The following is a 20,406-nucleotide window of genomic DNA, read 5'->3' on the forward strand; positions in this document are numbered from 1 at the left end:
AACGTCATGCCCATTCACGACAAGGGCGTGCGCGCCCAGGGAGGTAGCCGATGATCGGCCTGGACCGCCGCACCGGCCAGCCGCTGAGCGGCATCGCCCACCTGCGCCAATCCATCGAAGACATTCTCACCACCCCGCTGGGCAGCCGACGCATGCGCCCGGAATACGGCAGCCAGCTACGACGCTACGTCGACCTGCCAGTCAACGACGGCTGGAAAAGCGCGGTGCAGGCCGAGGTCGCCCGTGCCCTCGGGCGCTGGGAGCCACGCCTGCAATTGGAGCGGGTGCGGGTGGTGGCGGTGCTCGACGGCCAGGTCAGTCTGGCCCTGAGCGGCCGCTACCTGGGTGACGACGCCCTGGTGGAGGTGACCGTATGAGCCAGGTCGACCTGTCGAAACTGCCGGCGCCGCAGCTGCTCGAAGACCTCGATTTCGAGGTGCTGTACCAGGACGACCTGGAGGCGTTCAAAAGTCGCCTTGGCGATGGCTGGACCGCCAACCTGGAAAGCGACCCGGTGACCAAGCTGCTGGAGGTGGGGGCCTACCGCAAGCTGCTCAACCGGGCACGCATCAACGATGCGGCCAAGGCGCTGCTGCTGGCCTACGCCCAGGGCAGCGACCTGGAGCAGCTGGCCGCCAACGTCAACCTGCAACGCCTGCTGATCCAGGCTGCCGACCCGAGCGCGGTGCCGCCGGTCGAAGCGTTGCTCGAGTCCGACGACGCCCTGCGCGAGCGGGTGCAGTTGGTCTACGAGGGCCTGACCACTGCCGGCCCGCGCAACAGCTACATCCTGCATGCCCGCAACGCCTCCGGCCGCGTGGCCGATGCCACCGCCGAAAGCCCGTCGCCGGCGGTCGTGGACATCACCGTGCTTAGTCTGGACGGTGATGGCAGCGCCAGCCCCGAGCTACTGGCCGAGGTATCGGCCTACCTCAACGACGACGACATCCGCCCGGTCGCCGACCGGGTCGCGGTGCGCAGCGCCGAGATCCTGCCGTACCGCATCGACGCCGTGCTGCACATGGCCGGCAATGGCCCGGAGTACGAGGCGATCCTCGCCGAGTGCCAGCGCCGCGTGCAGGCCGCCATCAACCCCCGGCGACGCCTGGGCGTGGAAGTGGCCCGCTCGGCCATCGATGCCCTGCTGCATATCGATGGCGTCAGCCGCGTCGAGCTGACCGGCTGGAGCGACCTGCGGCCAACCAAGGCGCAGGCGGCCTGGTGCAGCGGCTTCGACCTCAAGCGCGGAGGCTGACATGCAGAGCCTCTTGCCGCTCAACCGCACAGCGCTGGAGCGGGCCCTCGAAGCCGCCAGCGACGAGGACCTCAAGGCCGGCCTACGCAGCCTGTACAACCCCGACACCTGCCCGGCGCACTTGCTCTACCAGCTGGCCTGGGCCTGGTCGGTGGACCGCTGGGACGACAGCTGGAGCGAGGCGATCAAGCGCTCGGTGATCCGCTCGGCGTTCTTCGTGCACGCCCACAAAGGCACCCTCGGCGCCCTGCGCCGGGTGGTCGAGCCGTTCGGCTACCTGATCGAGGTGCAGGAATGGTGGCAGGCCGAGCCTGCCGGCGTGCCAGGCACCTTCGCCTTGAAAGTCGGCGTGGCGGACAGCGGCATCGACGAGCAGACCTACCAGGAACTGACTCGCCTGATCGACGACGCCAAGCCCGTCAGCCGCCACCTGATCGGCCTCGACATCAGCCTGGAAAGCCTGATCCCCGCCTACCAGGCCGTCGGCCTGTACGAAGGCGAGCTGCTGGAAGTGCACCCCTGGCAGGCCTCGGACATCGAGGTGCGCGTGGGCGCCGGCAACCTGGTCAACGACCACACCCTGGACATACTGGACATCTACCTCAATGGCTAACGCAACCACCCAATTCGGTGGGTTCCTGACCAACGTCGGCATCGCCCAGCAGGCCAATACCGCCGCGCTGGGGCTGCCCTGGAACATCACCCACATGCTGATCGGCGATGCCGGCGGCGAACCTTCGCAAACCCCCGACCCGACCCCGAAACCGACCCAGAACGCGTTGGTGCGCCAGGTCTACCGGGCGCAATTGAACGCGCTGTATCAATCCCCGGCCGACCCCGGCGTGCTGGTGGCCGAGCTGGTGCTGCCACCGGAAACCGGCGGCTGGTGGATCCGCGAGCTGGCGCTGGAAGACGCCAATGGCAACTTCATCGCCGTGGCCAAGCCGGCGCCGAGCTACAAGCCGCTGCTGGCGCAAGGCTCGGGGCGTACCCAGACCATCCGCATGCACGTGGTGTTCGGCAACCTGGCCAACGTCACCCTGAAGGTCGACCCGAGCATCGTCCTGGCCACCCGCGACTATGTGGACAAAGCCCGCGAGGCGGCCGAGCTGTATGCACGCAACCAGCTCAAGGCCCATGTCGAGGCGGCCGACCCGCACCCGCAATACCTGCGCCGCGCCGATGTCGGCAAGGATGCCGGCCCCCTGGCCTGGCTGGGTGCCGCAACCGGTACAGCCGATGCGCTGGTGCTCAAGCTCAAGAGCAGCGAAGCGGTACTGACGGCCTATGCCGCCGGCCAGCGCTTCCAGTTCCAGGCCACCGCAACCAACACCGGTGCGCTGACTGCGCGTATCAACGGCCTGGCCGCCGTGGCGGTGAAGAAGTCCGGCGGTGCCGGGCTGGTCGACCTGGTCGCAGGCGACGTGCGCGCCGGTGCGCTGTACGACCTCAACTACGACGGCACCTACTTCCAGCTGGGCGGCGGTGTGGGTGGCAGCAAGGCGTTCGAGCGATTCTCGTTCGAGGCCTCGATTGGCCAGACGATATTCAACGTCCCGCATACCGTGGGCAACACCATCGTCCTGCGCAACGGCCGGGAAGTGACCGACTACCTGGCGGATGGCCAGAAGATCACCTTCCGGGCACCGTGCAGCCTGGGCGAGGCGGTGGAGATCCTGGCGTTCAGTGCGTTCCAGGCGGCGGATACGTATACCAAGGCCGAAATGCAGGCGCTATTGAACACTGCGTCGGCATTACCGGTGGGGGCGATGTTGCCGTTCCCCAAGGGCAGCGTGCCGGCAGGCTTCCTTGAAGTCGATGGCAGTGTGCAAAGCGCGGCGGTCTACCCGGACTTGGCGACCTATCTAGGTGGTGCGTTCGACAAGGGAGATGAAGGGGCAGGAAACTTCCGTTTGCCAGACTCGCGAGGAGAGTTTTTGCGTGGCTGGGACCACGGTCGAGGTGTGGACCTCCAGCGTACTCTAGGCAGTACTCAGCCTCATTCGATGCAGTCGCACAATCACGAGATGTGGGCCGGAGGTCTCTATGCCAGTGTTTCCTCCACGAATGGCGGGGCAGCGGCCCCCTGGGTGAATGGCAGCGCAATTGTCATGAAGACTGGCACAGCGGGAGGAGATGAAACACGGCCGAGAAACCTGGCGGTGATGTGGTGCCTCAAAGCCTGGAACGCCCCGGTGAACCAAGGCCAGCTCGACGTGGCCGCGCTGGTCGCCGAACTGACCTCGCTGCGTTCATCCACCCCGGTCGGCGCCATTATGCCGTTCCCAACGACCCAGGTACCTCCTGGGTATCTTGAGTTAGACGGGAGTGTCCAGAGCGCTTCTACCTACCCGGACCTGGCGACTTACCTGGGCACTACCTACAACAAGGGTGATGAGGGCGCCGGTAACTTCCGGCTGCCGGACTACCGCGGCGAGTTCTTGCGCGGCTGGGACCATGGGCGCGGGGTGGATGTTGGGCGGGCGATTGGTAGCAAGCAGGCAGGTTCAGGTCTGCGCGGAACCGCGAGTAGCGGTAGCCAAGGAACTCAGGGGAATATCTGGTACAACAACGAGTTTGATGATCCAGGTAACGTCAATTTCTACATTACGACCGCGACTGGCGCGCTTACATCTCTACAAACCGGTGTCGTCCGTCCTCGCAACCTTGCCGTGATGTGGTGCATCAAGGCTTGGAATGCGCCGGTGAATCAAGGGCATATCGATGTGGCGGCCCTGGCGGCTCAGGTGGACGTGCTCGGCGTGAATGGGCCTGTGATTGGCACCATGAGCAATGCGGCCATGACTGTGCCGACAGCGTCGGCCAGCGGCACATTCACTGCCGATGAAATTGTCGTGGGGGATAGCACGGGGCGAGCGTATCGACTCAGGAACTTCAACCAGTCGATCAATCTGGCCTCGGTGACCAAGGGGCTCGGGGCAATGGATGCGGGGAGTGCGCCGGCCAGTGGCGTAGTAGCGCTCTACGCGCTGTACAACCCTGAGGCAAGACAGCACGGGCTTATTGCGGTTAACGCCACGGGCACCGTGGCTCCGAATCTTTGCGCGGGGGTACTCCCTGCCGGGTATACGGCGTCGGCGCTGGTGAGCGTCTGGTCGACCACTGCTGCCGGACTGCTCCAGCCCTGGGCACAGCGCGACCGCTTCGTGACATCCGCACTGCAAGTGCTGAACACCACGGCGATAACCGCTGGGCGAACGCCTTTGCAGATGACCGGGATCCCGCTCAATGCCCGCCGTGTTCTCTGTCAGCTAGGGCTCAGCGCCGCAGCGGCCGGGGCCGTAGGGATCTCGGTAGCTTCCAGCCAGAGTGGCTTGGGGGATCAATACATGTCCGGCTCGCCGCTCACGTTCCTGAGCAGCACGGCCAGCATCTCTGTGCTGACGCCGGGCACCATCTACTACACGAATCAATCGAACGGTGGGACAACCGGCTTCACCATTTCGATTTCGCGATACGAGTTCTGAGGGCCCGAAATGGACGTATTTGTACAGTTTGCCGACGACGCGCAGGCGCGAGTGGTCGCGGAGTTCAGCGGGCCACAGGATCCCGAGTTCTATCCCCATCAGGCACAGCTTGATGCGAACGATGCCCGTTACATGGCATTTATCGCGTTGATTGGCGACTTGAAAGAGGGCGGTCCTGCGCTCGCTGAACGTATCTGGCGAGACGGGGAAATCACTCGCTTGAGTTGGCTCAGGGATCGCCATCGCGACCAATTGGAGATTGGCGTCGAGCCCACGTTGCCCGCCGAGCAGTTCAACACGCTGCTGGTGTTCTTGCAGGCCCTGCGCGACTGGCCGCAGTCGGCGGCCTTCCCCGACACCTCGGCGCGCCCCGTGCCGCCGGAATTCCTTGAACAGATGAGGGGTGAGCAATGAGCCGCGCCGATGACTTGGCCGAGCTTGAGCGCGGCCTGGCCGCCATGCGCGGTCTGAACAACATCCCCATCACCGCCGACAAGGTGTTGTCGGCCCACGAAACCGGCATGTTGCTGGTCGATGCCTCGTCTGGGGCGGTGACCGTTACCTTGCCGCCCGCCAATCGCCTGATGGACATACGCATACAGCGCATCGACAACAGCGCCAATCGTCTGGTCGTCCAGGCGGCTGGCAGCGAAGCGGTCAGGTTCCATACCCATCTGCGCCAAGCCGGCTATGGGTTCTTTGTCCTGCTGGGGGCCGGAGATTACTGGCACCTGCGTAGCGATGGCGAGGGGGCCTGGCGACTGCTGGACCGGCAGGACGGCACGCCACTGGGCCGCCTGGTGTTCGAATCGACCACGGCATTTTCGCCAGGTGGTTGGGGCGCGCTGAACGGCGCGCTGCTCAACCGAGCGGATTGGCCCTGGTTATGGGATCACGCCCAGGCCTCCGGCATGTTGGCCACCGAGGCTACAAGGGTCGGCAGGGAAGGGGGCTGGACCTCGGGTGACGGTGCTACAACGTTCCGCAGCCCAGATGGCCGTGGCGAGTTCCTGCGGGTGCTTGATGAGGCTCGAGGTGTCGACAGCGCTCGGACGGCAGGCAGCTCGCAGATCGGCAGCTACCTGCCAGGTGACAATAACTTGAATGACGAAATCATCTATGTCCACGACTCGACTGACAAAGCCGGCCTCGGTTGGGAACCGTTCATGGGGGCGCCAGCAGCTGGAACCGTGCGGTATTCGCCTACTCAATCCGGCTCTACACCCAATCCTGCCCCCCTTTCATCGCATAGCGGCGCCGCCCGACCGCGCAATATCGCTTACCCCGCACGAATCAAGATGATCTGACGTGGCTCTAGTGACGATCACCCAGACACTCCCCGAGTGATTATCCGTCACTGCCACCAACGCCCCGCCCCGTCGGGGCGTTTTTCCATCCGCAATCAACCTCTCAAGGCTCTGCACCCGCAGGGCCTTTTCACACCCGAACCCGGAGCAAACCTCTATGAGTGGATTCTTCCACGGCGTCACCGTGACCAACGTCGACACCGGCGCACGCAGCATCGCGTTGCCGTCGTCCTCGATCATCGGCCTGGTCGACACCTTCACCGAAGGCCCGACCGCCACCGCCAAGGCCAACGACCTGGTGCTGATCACCAGCGAGCGCGAAGCGGTCGCGGCGTTCGGCCAGGACGCAGCCATCACCAAGGCCTGCCGCGCCATCTACAGCCGCGCCAGGGCGGTCATCGTCGCTTGCGGCGTGGCCAAGGTCGAGGACGCCGCCGAGCAGACCTCGGCGATCATCGGCAACGTGCTGGCTGACGGCAAGCGCACCGGACTGCAAGCGCTGCTCGACGGCAAGAGCCGTTTCAACGCCCAGCCGCGCCTGCTGGTAACGCCCAAGCACAGCGCCACCCAGGCCGTCGGCACCGCCCTGGTGGCCCTGGCCGACAAGTTGCGCGCCATCGCCATCATCGACGGCCCCAACACCACCGATGAAGCGGCCATCGCCTACGCCAAGAACTTCGGCGCCAAGCGCGCGTTCCTGGTCGACCCGGGCGTGCGCTACTGGGACAACGCAGCCGAAGCCACCGTCGACGCGCCGGGCTCGGCCTGGGTCGCCGGCCTGTTCGCCTTCACCGACCGCGAGTACGGCTTCTGGGCCTCGCCTTCGAACAAGGAGTTCGTGGGTATCACCGGCACCAGCCGTGCGGTGGAGTTCCTCGATGGCGACGACAGCTGCCGCGCCAACCTGCTGAACAACGCCAACATCGCCACCATCATCCGCGACGACGGCTTCCGCCTGTGGGGCAACCGCACCCTGTCGAGCGACCCGAAATGGGCCTTCGTCACCCGCGTGCGCACCATGGACATCGTCATGGACGCGATCCTCTACGGCCACAAGTGGGCCGTCGACCGCTCCATCACCGCCACCTACGTCAAGGACGTCACCGAGGGCCTGCAGGCCTTCATGCGTGATCTGAAGAACCAGGGCGCGATCATCAACTTCGAGGTCTTCGCCGACCCGGAGCTGAACACCGCCAGCCAGCTTGAGCAGGGCAAGGTGTACTGGAACATCCGCTTCACCGACGTACCGCCCGCCGAAAACCCCAACTTCCGCGTCGAAGTCACCAACCAGTGGCTGACCGAAGTCCTCGATTCCGCCGCTTAAGGAGCGCATGACATGGCAATGATTCCCGAAACCCTGGCCAACCTGAACCTGTTCGTCGACGGCGTCAGCTTCCAGGGCGATGTGCCCAGCCTGACCCTGCCCAAGCTCACCCTGAAGATGGAGGAGTACCGCCCCGGCGGCATGGACATGGCGGTCGAGATGGACCAGGGCATGGAGAAGCAGGAAGCGGCCTTCACCACCACCGGTGTGCGCCGCGAAGCCCTGAAGTTCTTCGGCCTGGCCGACGGCAACGGCTTCAACGGCACCTTCCGCGGCGCCTTCAAGGGCCTGAAGGGCAAGATCAACCCGGTAGTGGTCACCCTGCGCGGCACCCTCAAAGAGGTCGACATGGGTGACTGGAAATCCGGCGACAAGGCCGAGGTGAAGCACAGCGTCGGCGTCACCTACTACAAGCTCGAAGTCGATGGCCGCCTGATCTACGAGATCGATGCCCTGGGCATGAAGCGCGTGATCGATGGTGTCGACCAACTGGCCGCCCAGCGCGCCGCCCTCGGCCTGTAAGGAGAACCCCCCATGGCACAAGCGAAAAAACTGCCGCAATGGCTGACAGTGGACGCCGAGCGCGTGACCGTGCGCCTGTCTCGCCCCAGCGAAGCCAACGGTGTGCAGGTCGACAGCCTGAGCCTGCGCGCGCCGACCGTGCGTGACGTGCGCAACGCCCAGATCGGTGGCGCCACGGATGACGAGCAGCGTGAACTGAATCTGTTCGCCTCCCTCGCCGAAGTGGGCGTCAAGGACCTCGAAGGGCTCGCCCTGAAGGACTACAGCCGCTTGCAGACGGGCTACTTTCGCCTGGTGCAGGACGACGAGGTTTGACCCTGCCCGGCAGAAGGCCGCCGCAAGGCGGCTGGCCAAGGAGCTGAACTTTTCCGCCAGCGAAATCATGACCATGTCGTTCAGTGACATGGTCTGGTGGCTGACGGACTGACAGGGAGACACGGATGGCGAACAGATCAACGGTGGCGCCAAGCGCTGCCGATGCCACCGTCCCGACGCTCGCAGGCCCTCACGAGGGCCTGCCTGGTAGCGCGGTACCCAAGGTGGCGCTGGGCATTACACAGCGCACTTCCGGCCTCGGTGGCGCAACCCGTGAGGGGGCGCCCCCGCAGCAGACGGAGGCAGTAAAGGGGAAGGACGAGCAGCCCGAATCGTTGAGCGTGCAGCAAAAACAGCTCGGGTTGCTTGAGCAACAAAAGGGGCTGCTGGAGCGTGCCCTGGAGGCCTGGAAGGCCCCGCCCGGGCCAGGGTTGCTGCCCCAGGTCGGGCAGACGATGCGCGATGCAGGGGAGTCGATGCTGATCGCCAGTGGTGGTTACCTGGCGGCGAAGGGCGTCGCCCAGGCACAGGCGGCGATCAACAAGGCACGGGCCAGTACCCGGACACCGCCTGGCGCCGAGGGGCTTGTTGACCAAGCCCAGGGCAGCGCGCCCGCCCATACGGGCGCCGTGGTCCTGCCGGCGACGATAGTAAGTGGAGCCGATCCTGCCCTTGGTGCGGATGCGACGCCAGCCCCGGTGCCCAGGCCGGCTGAGCCCAGGCCGGCTGAGCCCGGGCGTTGGGCGCAGGCGTTGCAGGCCGGCAAGTCGGCCTCTGGCCTGGCTGGCCTGGATGCCTTGATGAAACTCACCTTCACGGCGACCACCGCGTCCACGCCCGAGCAGAAGGGCGAAGGTGTGGGCGCTGCCTTGGGTGGTTTCACCGGGGCGGTGGGCGGCGCCATGCTAGGTAGCCGCTTCAAGGTGGGCGCCGCTGCCACCTCGATGATGGCTGGCTTCGCCGGCGACAAGGTCGGTGGCGCGGTGGGCAAAGGGTTGATGGCCACGCCTGCGACGCCAACACAAGGTGCATCGGCAAGCGACGCTGGCAACGGACAGCCGACGTCGCCATCACCGGCGACCACCCTGTGGGGCACCCTGGCCAGTGCCGTAGGGGTAGGCGCGGGTGCCGCAGCCTTCAAGCACCGAGGGCGGCTGCTCGATCTGGCCCGCGGTAAGCGCGGCAGGGTGCCGGATGAGCCCTATCCACTGGGGGCGGACGCTGGGCCGTCGCCCACTGGAATCAATCCCTCGGCAGGCCGCTGGGCCACGTTCAAGGATGCCTTCAAGGCATCCGGCAAGCTGCCTTGGATCGAGGCCGGGGTGAAGGGGGCCTACACCTACGCCACCGCCAAGACGCCCGAGGAGAAGGGGGCCGGTTATGGTGGGGCGATTGGTGGCGCGGTGGGGACGGCGCTGGGAGGGTTACTGCTGGGCGGTTTTGTCAGTCCACCGGTCGGGATGCTGATCGGCAATATGGTTGGCGACAAGCTCGGCAGTGTGATCGGCGGATGGGGCGGCAAGACCTTCTTTACCGATGCGAATGGAAAATCCAAGCCTGCGACCACCCTGAGCAATCCTCGGCACGCTACACCCGCTGCTGTGGGTGACGTCCGTGATGCGCAGAAGGATACCCGCAGCGCCGCGCAGCTTTCGCCGGGCACTCCGGCTGCACTGGTGGCAAGCAGGTCTGCCAGATGGCAGGACATGCAGCCAGGGACGCCAGCTCAAGTACATCTGCCGCCTGACCCAGCGGTGCTGCCGGAAGTCGCGCAGTCGCCGGGCACTCCGGCTGCACTGGTGGCAAGCAGGTCTGCCAGATGGCAGGACATGCAGCCAGGGACGCCGGCTCAAGTACATCTGCCGCCTGGCCCAACGGTGCTGCCGGAAGTCGCGCAGCCCCCGAGCCAGCCGTCGGCGGTGACCCCACCGCCGGCCCCCCAGCAGCTCACCTTCACCGCGAACATGCCCATCACCGTGCAGGGCAGGGTGGATTCCCCCAACCTGCTTGCCGAGCAACTCGAGGAGACGATCAAACGCGTGATGCTGGACCTGCAGAGGCAGGCCTACAACGCGCAGATGACCGACCCCTCCCATGCACTCTGAACAGGAGCAACCATGACCTATCTGGAGCAGCTGCAAGCCACGCTGCACGCCCTGGTCAAGGCGGGGGAAGCGGGGCGTCGGCGTGCCGACGCCATGCTCGACCCGATGAACGAGGCGATCGGGCACATACAGGGCGCGGTCGGCGAGCTGGAAGGCTTGCCGGTGGTCGGGCCGGTCATTGGCGCCAAGCTGCAACGCACCCTGCGGGCGATCAGCAATGCCCAGGCCCGGGTCAACAAGGTGATCGCCACGTACGACCAGGCCCTTGGCGTGGTGCGCCAGGTGCGTGACCGCATCGATGGCTTCGCCGGGCATGTGGCCAAGGCCGGGGCGGCGATCCGGCGGGTGGTGGGCGAGGTGCGCACCACCGTCAACGGCGTGCTGTCGACCCTGGGCTTCGCGCCCGAAGCGACGCCGGCAGCCGAAGCGGTCAAGCCGTTCCCCCACCTGCTGGTGCTGCAACCGCTCAAGCCGGGCGCCGCGCCTTACTACTTCAACCTCGACACCGCCGCCTTCGATCAGTTGCGCCGGCAAACCCGCTTCCGCTGGGCCGGCCAGGAACGCCTGAGCCGCGCCAACGCGCAGCAGGCGGTCAGCCTGGGCGAGGAGAGCATCAGCATCCGCGGTGCGATCTTCCCCGGGTTCAAGGGCGGCCTCGGCCAGTTGCAGACCTTGCGCAGCATTGGCCGCCAACTGTTGCCGTTGTCGCTGACCACCGGTTACGGCGAGGTGCTCGGCACCTGGTGCCTGACCAGCCTCGAAGAGGAACAGAGCCTCCTGCAGGCCGGTGGCATTCCGCGCAAACAGGGCTTTTCACTGGAGTTCGTAAGCTATGGGCAAGACCTGCACAACGTCTGAGGGCGACCTGCTCGACACCCTCTGCCAGCACTACTACGGGCAGCTGGACGGTACGGTGGAGGCGGTGCTGGACGCCAACCAGGGCCTGGCGGACGAGGCCCAGCCGTTTCGCGCCGGGGTGAGGATCGTGCTGCCGGCGTTGCCGGTGGTGACCGGCAATACCCTCCAGCTGTGGGACTGACAGGAGCCGCATGATGAAACCTGTGTTCCGCATCGAAGCCGATGGCAAGGACATCACCGCGCTGATCAACGACCGCCTGCTGCTGATGCGCACCACCGACAAGCCCGGCATGGAGTCGGACGAGTTCGAGCTGCGCATCGATGCGCGCGACGGCGCGGTGGCCTTGCCCGCACGGGGCGCGGCGCTCGAGGTGTACCTGGGGTATGCCGGGCAGCCGCTGCAGCGTCTGGGCCGCTACAGCGTCGATGAGGTCGAGTTGTCCGGCCCGCCGGACACCCTGGTAATCCGCGGTAAGGCCAGCGACCTGCGCGGCAGTGGCAAGAGCATCCGCAGCGGCAGCTGGGAGAACACCACGCTGCAACGCATCGTCGCCGACATTGGCGCACGCAATGGCTGGCAGGCGGTGTGCCCGTCGACCCAGCCCATACCGCGGGTGGACCAGTACAGCGAGTCGGACTTCAACTTCATCACCCGCCTGGCGCGCCTGCACGACTGCACCGCCAAGCTCGCCAACGGCCAGCTGCTGGTGCTGCCGCGCCAGGGCGGGCACAGCGCCAGTGGCAAGGCGCTGGGCGTGGTGACCCTGGCCCGCAGCGACGTCAGCCAGTGGCAGTTCCGCCTGGCCGACAAGAGCACCCACAAGGCCGTGCGTACCCGCCACCAGGACCCTGCCAGCGGCAAGCTGAGCGTGGTCGAACTGGGCAACGACGACGCGCCACCCGGCGTGCAGGCGGTGTACACCGACCGCCACCTGTACCCCAACCGCGCCGCCGCCGAGCAGGCTGCCAAGGCCCGCCTGGCCAGCTTCAACCGCGACACCGCCAGCGTGCGCCTGGACATGCCCGGGCGCACCGACCTGTTCGCCGAACGCAGCCTCGAATTGCAGGGCTTCGTGGCCGGGCTGGATGGCCTGTACCTGGTCGAGTCGGTCGAGCAGGTGTTCACCAGCTCCGGCTGGCGCAGCACGGTGCAGTGCAACGGCGGCAAGCAAGGCAAGGCCNCCGCCTGGCCAGCTTCAACCGCGACACCGCCAGCGTGCGCCTGGACATGCCCGGGCGCACCGACCTGTTCGCCGAACGCAGCCTCGAATTGCAGGGCTTCGTGGCCGGGCTGGATGGCCTGTACCTGGTCGAGTCGGTCGAGCAGGTGTTCACCAGCTCCGGCTGGCGCAGCACGGTGCAGTGCAACGGCGGCAAGCAAGGCAAGGCCAAGGCCAAGGGCGCCGCGCCACGGCGCTCGGGCGCGATGAAGGCCTAGCGGCGGCCAACAACAAGCGCCTGCCTGTAGGAGCGGCCTTGCCGGGGCGCCGGACCGGCCGGAAAGGGCCGCGTAGCGGCCCCAGCCATTTGTGTAGCCCGATCGATCGCTGGGGCCGCTTTGCGGCCCTTTCCGACCGGTCCGGCGCCCCGGCAAGGCCGCTCCTACACGGGCCATCGGGCGCGGCCTTGCTCGCGCACAGGCCACCTGAACTCGGAGACCCCCATGAAACCCAGCTTGCTCAGCGCCCAACTGGCGCTTTGCCCGAGCCTCGGCGGCTCCGCCATGGTCGGCCTCGACCTGGCGGCCATCGACACCCTCACCCCCCAACCGCACCCCATCGCCTGCCTGCTGCTGGCCGCTGTCGAGGCCGAACGCAACGACCTGCAGAACGCCACACGCCAAGCCCTGCGCGAGCGCTTCGAGGTGCTGTTGCTGCTCGACAGCACNTTGCAGGGCTTCGTGGCCGGGCTGGATGGCCTGTACCTGGTCGAGTCGGTCGAGCAGGTGTTCACCAGCTCCGGCTGGCGCAGCACGGTGCAGTGCAACGGCGGCAAGCAAGGCAAGGCCAAGGCCAAGGGCGCCGCGCCACGGCGCTCGGGCGCGATGAAGGCCTAGCGGCGGCCAACAACAAGCGCCTGCCTGTAGGAGCGGCCTTGCTCGCGCACAGGCCACCTGAACTCGGAGACCCCCATGAAACCCAGCTTGCTCAGCGCCCAACTGGCGCTTTGCCCGAGCCTCGGCGGCTCCGCCATGGTCGGCCTCGACCTGGCGGCCATCGACACCCTCACCCCCCAACCGCACCCCATCGCCTGCCTGCTGCTGGCCGCTGTCGAGGCCGAACGCAACGACCTGCAGAACGCCACACGCCAAGCCCTGCGCGAGCGCTTCGAGGTGCTGTTGCTGCTCGACAGCACGACGCACGGCACCGCCCAGGCGCTCGAACGCCTGGACGAGCTGCGCGCCGAACTGTGGCTGGCGCTGGTCGGTTGGAAACCCGCCCCCGGCCGCGAGCCGGTGGAGTACGACGGCGGCGAACTGCTGCGCTGCGACAGCCGCCGCGTGCTGTACCGCCACCGCTTCATCGCCCCGCTGCAGCTGGGCCGCAGCCGGGCCAGCGAGCCCGCCGAAACCTGGCACGAGCGCCAGCTCGACAGCCTGCCGGCATTGACCGGCGTCACGGTGAACCTGGACGCCATCGACCCGGCAGACCCGAACCTGCGCCAGCCAGGCCCCGACGGGCGCATCGAAATGACCTTCCAAGGAACCTTCAACCCATGACAGCACGCATCACCGTGATCCCGGCCACAGGCCGGGCGGTGCCGGATCCGCAATCCGGCGACCTGCTGCCCGCCGAGGGCCGCGACGTGCCGGACTCCGTCTGGTGGCGCCGCCGCCTGGCGGATGGCGATGTGATCCTCAAGGCCGCCAAGGCGGCAAAACCACAGGGAGCGAAATAATGTCGGTCGGATTCAGCAACATCCCCGCGGACATCCGTGTTCCGCTGTTCTACGCCGAGATGGACAACTCGGTGGCCAACAGCGCTTCGTCCAACCTGCGCCGGCTGATCGTCGCCCAGGTCAACGACAACGTCGGCCCTGAACAGGCCGGCAAGCTGGTGCTGGTGTCCAGCCTGGCGGTAGCCAAGCAGATCGGCGGCCAGGGCTCGATGCTCGCGGCCATGTACGACACCTGGCGCAAGGCCGACCCGCTGGGCGAAATCTGGTGCCTGCCACTGCGCAACAGCGAAGGCGCCGTGGCCAAGGCCGAAGTGAAGGTCGAGGGCAGCGCCACCGAGGCCGGCCTGATCAACCTGTACGTGGCCGGTGTGCGGGTGCAGGCCGGTGTGGCCCTGGGCAGCACCGCCGCCCAGGTGGCCAGCGCCCTGGCGCTGAAGGTCAATGCCAACCCCGACCTGCCGGTGACCGCCGTGGCCGCCGCTGGCGTGCTCAGCCTGAGCTGCAAGTGGACCGGCGACAGCGGCAACGACATCGCCCTGCAACTCAACCGCCTGGGCTTGAGCAACGGTGAACAGACCCCGGCCGGCCTGGTGCTGACCGTGACCGCGTTCGCCGCAGGCGCCGGCGTGCCGGACCAGGTCCAGGCCCTGGCGGCGGTGGGGGACGAGCCGTTCGAGTTCATCTGCCTGCCGTGGTCCGACAGCGCCAGCCTGGATGCCTGGAAGCTGGCCATGGACGACAGCGCCGGGCGCTGGTCCTGGAGCCGTCAGCTGTATGGCCATGTGTACGGCGCCAAGCGCGGCACGGTGGGCAGCCTGGTGGCTGCCGGCCAACTGCGCAACGACCAGCACGCCAGCCTGCTGGCGGTCGAGCGTGGCGCGCCGCAACCGGTGTGGCTGCATGCCGCGAGCTTCGCCGCGCGCTCGGCGGCGTTCATTTCCGCCGATGCCAGCCGCCCGACCCAGAGCGGCACCTTGCCGGGCCTGGAACCTGCCCCGGCCAGCGAGCGCTTCAGCCTCAGCGAGCGTCAGTCGCTGCTCAGCTACGGTATCGCCACCGCGTACTACGAAGGCGGCGCGCTGCGCATCCAGCGGGCGATCACCACCTACCAGAAGAACGCCTACGGCCAGCCGGACAACTCCTACCTGGACAGCGAAACCCTGCACCAGTCGGCCTTCATCATCCGCCGCCTGCAAGGGGTGATCACCAGCAAGTACGGCCGCCACAAACTGGCCAGCGACGGCACCCGCTTCGGCGCCGGCCAGCCGATCGTCACCCCCAGCACCCTGCGCGGCGAGCTGATCGCCCAGTACGCGCGGCTCGAACAGGAAGGCCACGTGGAAAACGCCGAGCTGTTCGCCGAGCACCTGGTGGTGGAGCGTTCGAGCACCGACCCGAGCCGGGTCAACGTGCTGTTCCCGCCGGACTACATCAACGGCCTGCGCGTGTTCGCGCTGCTCAACCAGTTCCGCCTGCAGTACGAAGACGCCGCCTGAGCCGCGGCCACCACCACCCAACCCGGCCCGCCCTGAGCGGGCCTGTTTTTATGGAGAGATGCCATGGGGCAGAAAATCGCGGGCACCTGCTACGTCAAGGTCGACGGTGCCCAACTGACCATCAAGGGCGGCTGCGAGGCCCCGCTGATGGAGGTCAACCGCACCACCCTGGTGCCGGGTTACTACAAGGAAGAGGAGCGGCGCCCGTCGCTCAAGGTCACCGCGCTGCACACGCCAGACTTCCCGCTGAAGAAGCTGGTCAACGGCACCGACATGACCATCACCTGCGAGTTCAGCAACGGCCGCGTGTACGTGCTGGCCGGCGCCTACCTGGTGGGCGAGCCGGTGAGCAAGGGCGACGACGCCGAAGTGGCGCTGGAGTTCGACGGCATCAAGGGGAGCTGGCAATGACCCAGGTGCTCAAGCTCAACGTGCCGCTGGAGGCCCACGGCGAACTGCTCCAGGAACTGGCCCTGCGCCGCCCGACCGTACAGGAAGTCCGGACCATCAAGGCGCTGCCGTACCGCATCGACAAGCGCGAGGAGGTCAGCCTGGACATGGACGTGGCGGCCAAGTACATCGCCGTCTGCGCCGGCATCCCGCCGTCCTCGGTCAACCAGATGGACCTGGCCGACCTGAACACCGCCAGCTGGGTCGTCGCCGGTTTTTTCATGAGTGCGGCGTCACCAGCATCAGCGCTCTGATCGCGATTGCCTATGACCTGGCCTGGTTCTGGCGGGTAGACCCCGAACAGGTCCTGGCCAGGCCCCTGGACGTGCTGCGGGAGTCCCTGGAGCACGCGCAACGGATCAATGCGATGCAGCAGGTGCAATGATGGCAGAACAACTACAGCTCAATACGCTGGTGCTCGATGCCCGGCGCCTGGCGGTCAACCTGGTGCAGGTCAACCAGCAGGTGCGCCAGGTGGTGAGCCAGGCACCCAAGGTGGAAGGGTTTTCCGACGCGCTGGAGAAGAGCAAGCTCGGCGAGCTGGACCTCGGCGGGCTGCTCAAGGGCGAAGGGCTCGCGGCACCGTTCGTCAGTGGCATCGAGGCTGCCCTGGCGTTCGAGCAGCATATGCACGACCTGGAACTGGGGCCGGTCAAGGACGACCCGCTGGAGAACACCGGCCTGCAACGGGACGCGCTGGCCGCGCTGTTGCCCGAGGCCGGTGTGCGCCAGGGCCAGGAAAGCCTGGAGCAGCTGCAAGGGGCGATCAAGGGTGTGACCCTGGTCTTTGGCCTGGCCTTGCTGCCGGCCTTCACGGCAGTGGCCCAGGCGCTGACACCGCTGGTTCAGGGGGTTGCCAACCTGATCGTGGCCAACCCGCAGCTGGTGGAGGGGGTTGCTGCGGCTGCGGCGGCCTTCACCGGCCTCAGGGTCGCCGCCACCTTGGCGATGCTGGCGTTCAACGCCACCCCCATTGGTTTGGTGGTCAGTGCCGTGGCCTTGGCGGTGGGTTTGATCGTGGCCTATTGGGAGCCGATCTCGGGTTTCTTCGCGGCGGTCGGCGAGCGTGTCGGCGCCGTGTTCCAGGCCATGGGCGCGGCATTCGACGCGCTGTTGCAGTGGGACCCGATGGCCGCGCTGCAAAGCGGCTGGAGCGCGTTGACGGGCTTTTTCGGCGAGCTCTGGGGATCGCTGCTGGCGGGCTTGCAGAGCGCCTGGGGCATGCTCCAGGCGGTGCTGGCCTGGAGCCCGCTGGCGCTGCTGTATAACAACTGGGGCAGCGTCGTCGACTGGCTCGCCGGCCTGGCTGGCCGGGCACAGGAAGTGCTCGCGCAAGGTTGGCAAGGTTTGCAGGCAGTGCTGGCCTGGAGCCCGCTGGCGCTGTTGTACAACAACTGGGGCAGCATCGTCGGCTGGCTGGGCGACCTGGCGAACCAGGCCCTTGGCGTGCTCGCACAGGGCTGGACGATGCTCGGCGCACTGTTGCAATGGTCACCGATGGAGGTGCTGGGCGTGGCCTGGGGCGCGGTCAGCGGCTTCTTCGGCGAGCTGTGGAACCAACTGCTGGCGGGCATGGCGCCGATCCAAGAGGCATTGGCCAACCTGTTCGGCGGATCGCCCCTGGAGTGGCTGCAACAGCAATGGACGCCAGTGGCGGCCTGGCTCAGTGACTGGTGGGCCAAGCTGGCACCGATCGTCGAACCGATCCGGGCGTTCTTCAGCGGCGCGTTTTCCGCCGTGTTCGACACCTTCGGTGAACGCGGCGAGGCCCCGCAGTCGGCCGCGCCGCCGGTATCCACTGCGCCGTTGAGCAGCCCGCTGGTCGGTGAAGGCAGCAGCGGCCTGGTGCAGCAAACCGCCGAAGCCCGGCGCACCTCGCTGGACGGCAGCTTGCTGCTGCGCTTCGAGAACCCGCCGCCGGGCCTGGCGCTGGTTACCAGCCAGAGCAACCAGCCAGGCCTGAATATCCGCTCCAACGTGGGCGTGCGTTCACTGTCGCAAGGAGGTGCCTATGAACCGTGACTGGACCGAGAGCCTGCTGCCGGCGAGCTTCGCCGGGGTGAAGTTCTGGGTCGAGAAGGCCAGCGTGCCGGTGGGGCGCAAGGGGGCGCTGCATGAATACCCGCAGCGCGACCAGGCGTATTTCGAAAGCCTCGGCCGCCAGGCCCAGGTGCACGAGCTCAACGGCTTCATCGTCGGTGCGGATTGCTTCGCCCAACGCGACCGCCTGCTCGCCGCCCTGGCCAAGGGCAGCGGCGAACTGCTGCACCCTTGGCTTGGGCGGCTACAGGTCAAGGTGGGCGAATGCACCCTGAGCCATGAGCGCAAGGCGGGCGGGGTGGCCAGCCTGACCATGAAGTTCCACCCCGACACGCCACTTACGTACCCGACGGCTCAGGTCAATACTCGACGGCAACTGGAGCAGGCCTCGCAAACCTGGCTCGATACCGCCTTGGCGCGCTTCCAGGCGACCATGGCTCAGGTCGACCGGGCGCGGATCAACCTGCAGGCGCTGCGCAGCCGCTTGTCCGGGTTCTACAACCTGGTCAACCAGCAGTTCAAGCCGCTGCTGGCGACCGTCGACAGCCTGGGGGCGCTGGTGGATTCGCTGGTCAATGCGCCACGGGCGCTGGGGGCGTTGCTGGGCAACTACTTCAGCGACCTGCAAGGCAACCTGGGTACGTTTTCCAGCGTGGCTGCCGATGCCCCGGGCAGCCCGGCCGCGGCCTTGAACCAGGCGCTGGGGCGCGGCTATCGCGGCGTGCTGGCCAGCGCCACGCAACAGGCCGAGGCGGCAGCCACGCTGGATGCACCACCGCCTGGCGGCGGCAAGGACACCCAGCTCGCCGCCCAGGCCTTGGCCGACCTGTTGCAGGCCGCGTTGCTGGTGCAGCTGGCGCTGTTGCTGGCGCGCATGCCGGTCAACCCACGCAGCGAGTCGCTGCGCGAGACGCCGTCGCTGGCGGTGCAGCGCGTGCAGCCGGTGCAGCGTGCGCAAGTGCCGGTAGCCGACGATGTGCTGGCCCTGCGCGAGCGGCTCGACGCGCTGATCTGGCAGGCCGCGCTCAAGGCCGAAGCCACCGACTACCAGGCGCTCTGCGACTTGCGCCGCCAGCTCGACGAGCACCTGGACGCCGTGGCGGCTTCGGGGGTGCGCCTGGTCACGGTGCAGCCCGAGCAGCCCTTGCCGGCGCTGGTCCTGGCGTATCGGCGTTTCGCCGATGCAACCCGGGCCGGCGAAGTGGTGCAGCGCAACCGGGTCCGCCACCCGGGCTTCGTGCCGCCGCAGCCGTTGCAGATGGCGAGGGAGTGAGTCATGGTCGATTTTCGCAATGCCGTGACCCTGAGCGTCAACGGCCTGGACTACGGCGGCTGGACCAGCGTCAGCATCAGCGCCGGCTTCGAGCAGCAGGCGCGCAGCTTCAAGCTGGGCATCACCTGGCAATGGCCGGGGCAGGGCGCGGCGGTACGCATCCAGGCGGGTGACCGCTGCGAGGTGCGCATCGGCGCTGATCGGGTGCTGACAGGCTGGGTATCGGCCACCCCGATCGAGCATTCGCACCAGCAAACGGGGCTGACGGTGCAGGGCGAGTCGCTGACCGTCGACCTGGTCGAATGCTCGGCGATCAACCGCCCGGGCCAGTGGCGCCAGCAGCAACTGGAGCAGATCGCCCTGGCGCTGGCCGCGCCCTACGGGGTGCGGGTGCGCAGCGAACTGGGGCCGCTCAAACCGATTGCCAACCACGCCATCCAACCCGGCGAGACGGTATTCCAGTCCCTGGACCGCCTGCTCACCACGCAGATGGCCTATTCCACCGACGACGCCGAAGGGCGCCTGGTGCTGATTCGCCCCGGCAGTGGCGGGCAGGCCTGCGATGCCCTCGAGGTGGGCCGCAACGTGCTGTCCGGCAGCGCCGCGTTGAGCCAGCAAAAGCGCTTCGCCGAGTACCGGGTGTGCAGCCAGCGCAAGGGCAAGGATGGCGAGGCGGCCCGCCAGGCCTGCGAGGTCGAGGCCACGGCCTTCGACCCGGCCGTGCGCCGGCGGGTGCTGCTGATCAACGAAGGTGGCGCCATGAGCGAAGCCGACGCCCAGCGCCGGGTCGACTGGGAGGCGCGCAGTCGCGAGGCGCAGACCTGGCAGGCGACCTACAAGGTGCAGGGCTGGCGGCAGTCCAACGGTGAGCTGTGGCGGCAGAACACCCTGGTGCGGGTCAAGGACCCGATCATTGGGCTGGACCGCTGGATGCTGATCGCCAAGGTCACCTACAGCCTCGATGGCAACGGCACGCTGACCACCCTGGAGGTGGCCCCGCCGGCCAAGTTCGAACTCAACCCGAGCGATCCGCAGCGGCCCAAGGCCGCTGGCAGCTGATCGCTCACCAGCAAAG

At 67.2% G+C, this 20,406-nt stretch carries 20 protein-coding genes and 3 pseudogenes; all 23 read left to right on the top strand.

All coding sequences use genetic code 11. The features are described 5' to 3' along the window. Positions 1-50: 50 nt before the first annotated feature. The 23 genes and pseudogenes from IX761_RS13625 to IX761_RS13730 all read left to right on the top strand — a co-directional run bounded on the left by IX761_RS13625 (position 51) and on the right by IX761_RS13730 (position 20,390). Positions 51-377 carry a GPW/gp25 family protein gene (locus tag IX761_RS13625; protein WP_194790101.1) on the top strand — a complete coding sequence of 109 codons (327 nt, stop codon included), beginning with the start codon at positions 51-53 and terminating at the stop codon, positions 375-377. After that, positions 374-1,255: a baseplate assembly protein gene (locus tag IX761_RS13630; protein WP_194790102.1), complete on the top strand. Its 882-nt coding sequence runs from the start codon at positions 374-376 to the stop codon at positions 1,253-1,255. Before IX761_RS13625 ends, IX761_RS13630 begins: the two co-directional genes overlap by 4 nt. A gap of 1 nt (position 1,256) precedes the next feature. Next, the gene (locus IX761_RS13635; RefSeq protein WP_194790103.1) at positions 1,257-1,868 is read left to right on the top strand and encodes a phage tail protein I; all 612 of its coding nucleotides are present in this window, start codon (positions 1,257-1,259) and stop codon (positions 1,866-1,868) included. Then, complete coding sequence (locus tag IX761_RS13640) at positions 1,861-4,743, top strand: phage tail protein (protein WP_228533537.1); 2,883 nt, start codon at positions 1,861-1,863, stop codon at positions 4,741-4,743. The genes IX761_RS13635 and IX761_RS13640 overlap by 8 nt, the downstream gene beginning before the upstream one ends. A 9-nt stretch (positions 4,744-4,752) precedes the next feature. Then, positions 4,753-5,157, top strand: coding sequence for a phage tail assembly chaperone (locus IX761_RS13645; protein WP_228533538.1), 405 nt, complete (start codon positions 4,753-4,755; stop codon positions 5,155-5,157). After that, a complete protein-coding gene (locus IX761_RS13650) occupies positions 5,154-6,050 on the top strand; it encodes a tail fiber protein (protein ID WP_194790104.1) in 897 nt (298 codons plus the stop codon). Before IX761_RS13645 ends, IX761_RS13650 begins: the two co-directional genes overlap by 4 nt. A gap of 157 nt (positions 6,051-6,207) precedes the next feature. Next, positions 6,208-7,374, top strand: a complete 1,167-nt coding sequence (locus IX761_RS13655) for a phage tail sheath family protein (RefSeq protein ID WP_194790105.1) — start codon at positions 6,208-6,210, stop codon at positions 7,372-7,374. Positions 7,375-7,386: 12 nt separating this feature from the next. Further along, positions 7,387-7,896: a phage major tail tube protein gene (locus IX761_RS13660; protein WP_194790106.1), complete on the top strand. Its 510-nt coding sequence runs from the start codon at positions 7,387-7,389 to the stop codon at positions 7,894-7,896. 12 nt (positions 7,897-7,908) lie between these two features. Continuing rightward, positions 7,909-8,211 carry a phage tail assembly protein gene (locus IX761_RS13665; RefSeq protein WP_194790107.1) on the top strand — a complete coding sequence of 101 codons (303 nt, stop codon included), beginning with the start codon at positions 7,909-7,911 and terminating at the stop codon, positions 8,209-8,211. A gap of 125 nt (positions 8,212-8,336) precedes the next feature. Further along, positions 8,337-10,316 carry a hypothetical protein gene (locus IX761_RS13670; protein WP_194790108.1) on the top strand — a complete coding sequence of 660 codons (1,980 nt, stop codon included), beginning with the start codon at positions 8,337-8,339 and terminating at the stop codon, positions 10,314-10,316. A 12-nt stretch (positions 10,317-10,328) separates the two neighbouring features. Then, positions 10,329-11,174 (top strand): phage tail protein, encoded by an 846-nt coding sequence (locus tag IX761_RS13675; RefSeq protein ID WP_194790109.1) that lies wholly within the window; start codon positions 10,329-10,331, stop codon positions 11,172-11,174. Then, complete coding sequence (locus IX761_RS13680) at positions 11,149-11,355, top strand: tail protein X (protein WP_194790110.1); 207 nt, start codon at positions 11,149-11,151, stop codon at positions 11,353-11,355. Before IX761_RS13675 ends, IX761_RS13680 begins: the two co-directional genes overlap by 26 nt. Before the next feature lie 13 nt (positions 11,356-11,368). Beyond that, positions 11,369-12,361 (top strand): annotated as a pseudogene (locus IX761_RS13685) (phage late control D family protein); the annotation flags it as partial. Beyond that, positions 12,358-12,612: pseudogene (locus IX761_RS27630) on the top strand (late control protein); the annotation flags it as partial. The pseudogenes IX761_RS13685 and IX761_RS27630, both read left to right, overlap by 4 nt. Before the next feature lie 453 nt (positions 12,613-13,065). Continuing rightward, a pseudogene (locus IX761_RS13690) lies at positions 13,066-13,230 on the top strand (late control protein); the annotation flags it as partial. A gap of 75 nt (positions 13,231-13,305) precedes the next feature. After that, complete coding sequence (locus IX761_RS13695; protein WP_194790111.1) at positions 13,306-13,893, top strand: hypothetical protein; 588 nt, start codon at positions 13,306-13,308, stop codon at positions 13,891-13,893. Beyond that, positions 13,890-14,072, top strand: coding sequence for a DUF2635 domain-containing protein (locus IX761_RS13700; protein ID WP_194790112.1), 183 nt, complete (start codon positions 13,890-13,892; stop codon positions 14,070-14,072). The genes IX761_RS13695 and IX761_RS13700 overlap by 4 nt, the downstream gene beginning before the upstream one ends. Beyond that, positions 14,072-15,568, top strand: a complete 1,497-nt coding sequence (locus tag IX761_RS13705) for a phage tail sheath subtilisin-like domain-containing protein (protein WP_194790113.1) — start codon at positions 14,072-14,074, stop codon at positions 15,566-15,568. Before IX761_RS13700 ends, IX761_RS13705 begins: the two co-directional genes overlap by 1 nt. 63 nt (positions 15,569-15,631) lie before the next feature. Next, positions 15,632-15,979, top strand: a complete 348-nt coding sequence (locus IX761_RS13710; RefSeq protein ID WP_011535205.1) for a phage tail tube protein — start codon at positions 15,632-15,634, stop codon at positions 15,977-15,979. Next, positions 15,976-16,272: a phage tail assembly protein gene (locus IX761_RS13715; RefSeq protein WP_194790114.1), complete on the top strand. Its 297-nt coding sequence runs from the start codon at positions 15,976-15,978 to the stop codon at positions 16,270-16,272. The genes IX761_RS13710 and IX761_RS13715 overlap by 4 nt, the downstream gene beginning before the upstream one ends. 130 nt (positions 16,273-16,402) lie before the next feature. Beyond that, the gene (locus IX761_RS13720) at positions 16,403-18,040 is read left to right on the top strand and encodes a phage tail tape measure protein (RefSeq protein ID WP_194790115.1); all 1,638 of its coding nucleotides are present in this window, start codon (positions 16,403-16,405) and stop codon (positions 18,038-18,040) included. Beyond that, on the top strand, positions 18,030-19,331 hold the full coding sequence (locus tag IX761_RS13725; protein ID WP_194790116.1) for a DNA circularization protein: 1,302 nt from the start codon (positions 18,030-18,032) through the stop codon (positions 19,329-19,331). The genes IX761_RS13720 and IX761_RS13725 overlap by 11 nt, the downstream gene beginning before the upstream one ends. A gap of 3 nt (positions 19,332-19,334) precedes the next feature. Next, a complete protein-coding gene (locus IX761_RS13730; protein ID WP_194790117.1) occupies positions 19,335-20,390 on the top strand; it encodes a phage baseplate assembly protein in 1,056 nt (351 codons plus the stop codon). Positions 20,391-20,406: the final 16 nt, after the last annotated feature.

The sequence above is a fragment of the Pseudomonas sp. UFMG81 genome (assembly GCF_015354575.1).
In the GTDB taxonomy this organism is placed as follows: Bacteria; Pseudomonadota; Gammaproteobacteria; order Pseudomonadales; family Pseudomonadaceae; genus Aquipseudomonas.

Excerpts from the sequence above, each read along its gene's own strand:
- IX761_RS13625 (WP_194790101.1), top strand. The coding sequence starts at position 51 with ATGATCGGCCTGGACCGCCGCACCGGCCAGCCGCTGAGCGGCATCGCC.
- IX761_RS13630 (WP_194790102.1), top strand. The coding sequence starts at position 374 with ATGAGCCAGGTCGACCTGTCGAAACTGCCGGCGCCGCAGCTGCTCGAA.
- IX761_RS13635 (WP_194790103.1), top strand. The coding sequence starts at position 1,257 with ATGCAGAGCCTCTTGCCGCTCAACCGCACAGCGCTGGAGCGGGCCCTC.
- IX761_RS13640 (WP_228533537.1), top strand. The coding sequence starts at position 1,861 with ATGGCTAACGCAACCACCCAATTCGGTGGGTTCCTGACCAACGTCGGC.
- IX761_RS13645 (WP_228533538.1), top strand. The coding sequence starts at position 4,753 with ATGGACGTATTTGTACAGTTTGCCGACGACGCGCAGGCGCGAGTGGTC.
- IX761_RS13650 (WP_194790104.1), top strand. The coding sequence starts at position 5,154 with ATGAGCCGCGCCGATGACTTGGCCGAGCTTGAGCGCGGCCTGGCCGCC.
- IX761_RS13655 (WP_194790105.1), top strand. The coding sequence starts at position 6,208 with ATGAGTGGATTCTTCCACGGCGTCACCGTGACCAACGTCGACACCGGC.
- IX761_RS13660 (WP_194790106.1), top strand. The coding sequence starts at position 7,387 with ATGGCAATGATTCCCGAAACCCTGGCCAACCTGAACCTGTTCGTCGAC.
- IX761_RS13665 (WP_194790107.1), top strand. The coding sequence starts at position 7,909 with ATGGCACAAGCGAAAAAACTGCCGCAATGGCTGACAGTGGACGCCGAG.
- IX761_RS13670 (WP_194790108.1), top strand. The coding sequence starts at position 8,337 with ATGGCGAACAGATCAACGGTGGCGCCAAGCGCTGCCGATGCCACCGTC.
- IX761_RS13675 (WP_194790109.1), top strand. The coding sequence starts at position 10,329 with ATGACCTATCTGGAGCAGCTGCAAGCCACGCTGCACGCCCTGGTCAAG.
- IX761_RS13680 (WP_194790110.1), top strand. The coding sequence starts at position 11,149 with ATGGGCAAGACCTGCACAACGTCTGAGGGCGACCTGCTCGACACCCTC.
- IX761_RS13695 (WP_194790111.1), top strand. The coding sequence starts at position 13,306 with ATGAAACCCAGCTTGCTCAGCGCCCAACTGGCGCTTTGCCCGAGCCTC.
- IX761_RS13700 (WP_194790112.1), top strand. The coding sequence starts at position 13,890 with ATGACAGCACGCATCACCGTGATCCCGGCCACAGGCCGGGCGGTGCCG.
- IX761_RS13705 (WP_194790113.1), top strand. The coding sequence starts at position 14,072 with ATGTCGGTCGGATTCAGCAACATCCCCGCGGACATCCGTGTTCCGCTG.
- IX761_RS13710 (WP_011535205.1), top strand. The coding sequence starts at position 15,632 with ATGGGGCAGAAAATCGCGGGCACCTGCTACGTCAAGGTCGACGGTGCC.
- IX761_RS13715 (WP_194790114.1), top strand. The coding sequence starts at position 15,976 with ATGACCCAGGTGCTCAAGCTCAACGTGCCGCTGGAGGCCCACGGCGAA.
- IX761_RS13720 (WP_194790115.1), top strand. The coding sequence starts at position 16,403 with ATGGCAGAACAACTACAGCTCAATACGCTGGTGCTCGATGCCCGGCGC.
- IX761_RS13725 (WP_194790116.1), top strand. The coding sequence starts at position 18,030 with ATGAACCGTGACTGGACCGAGAGCCTGCTGCCGGCGAGCTTCGCCGGG.
- IX761_RS13730 (WP_194790117.1), top strand. The coding sequence starts at position 19,335 with ATGGTCGATTTTCGCAATGCCGTGACCCTGAGCGTCAACGGCCTGGAC.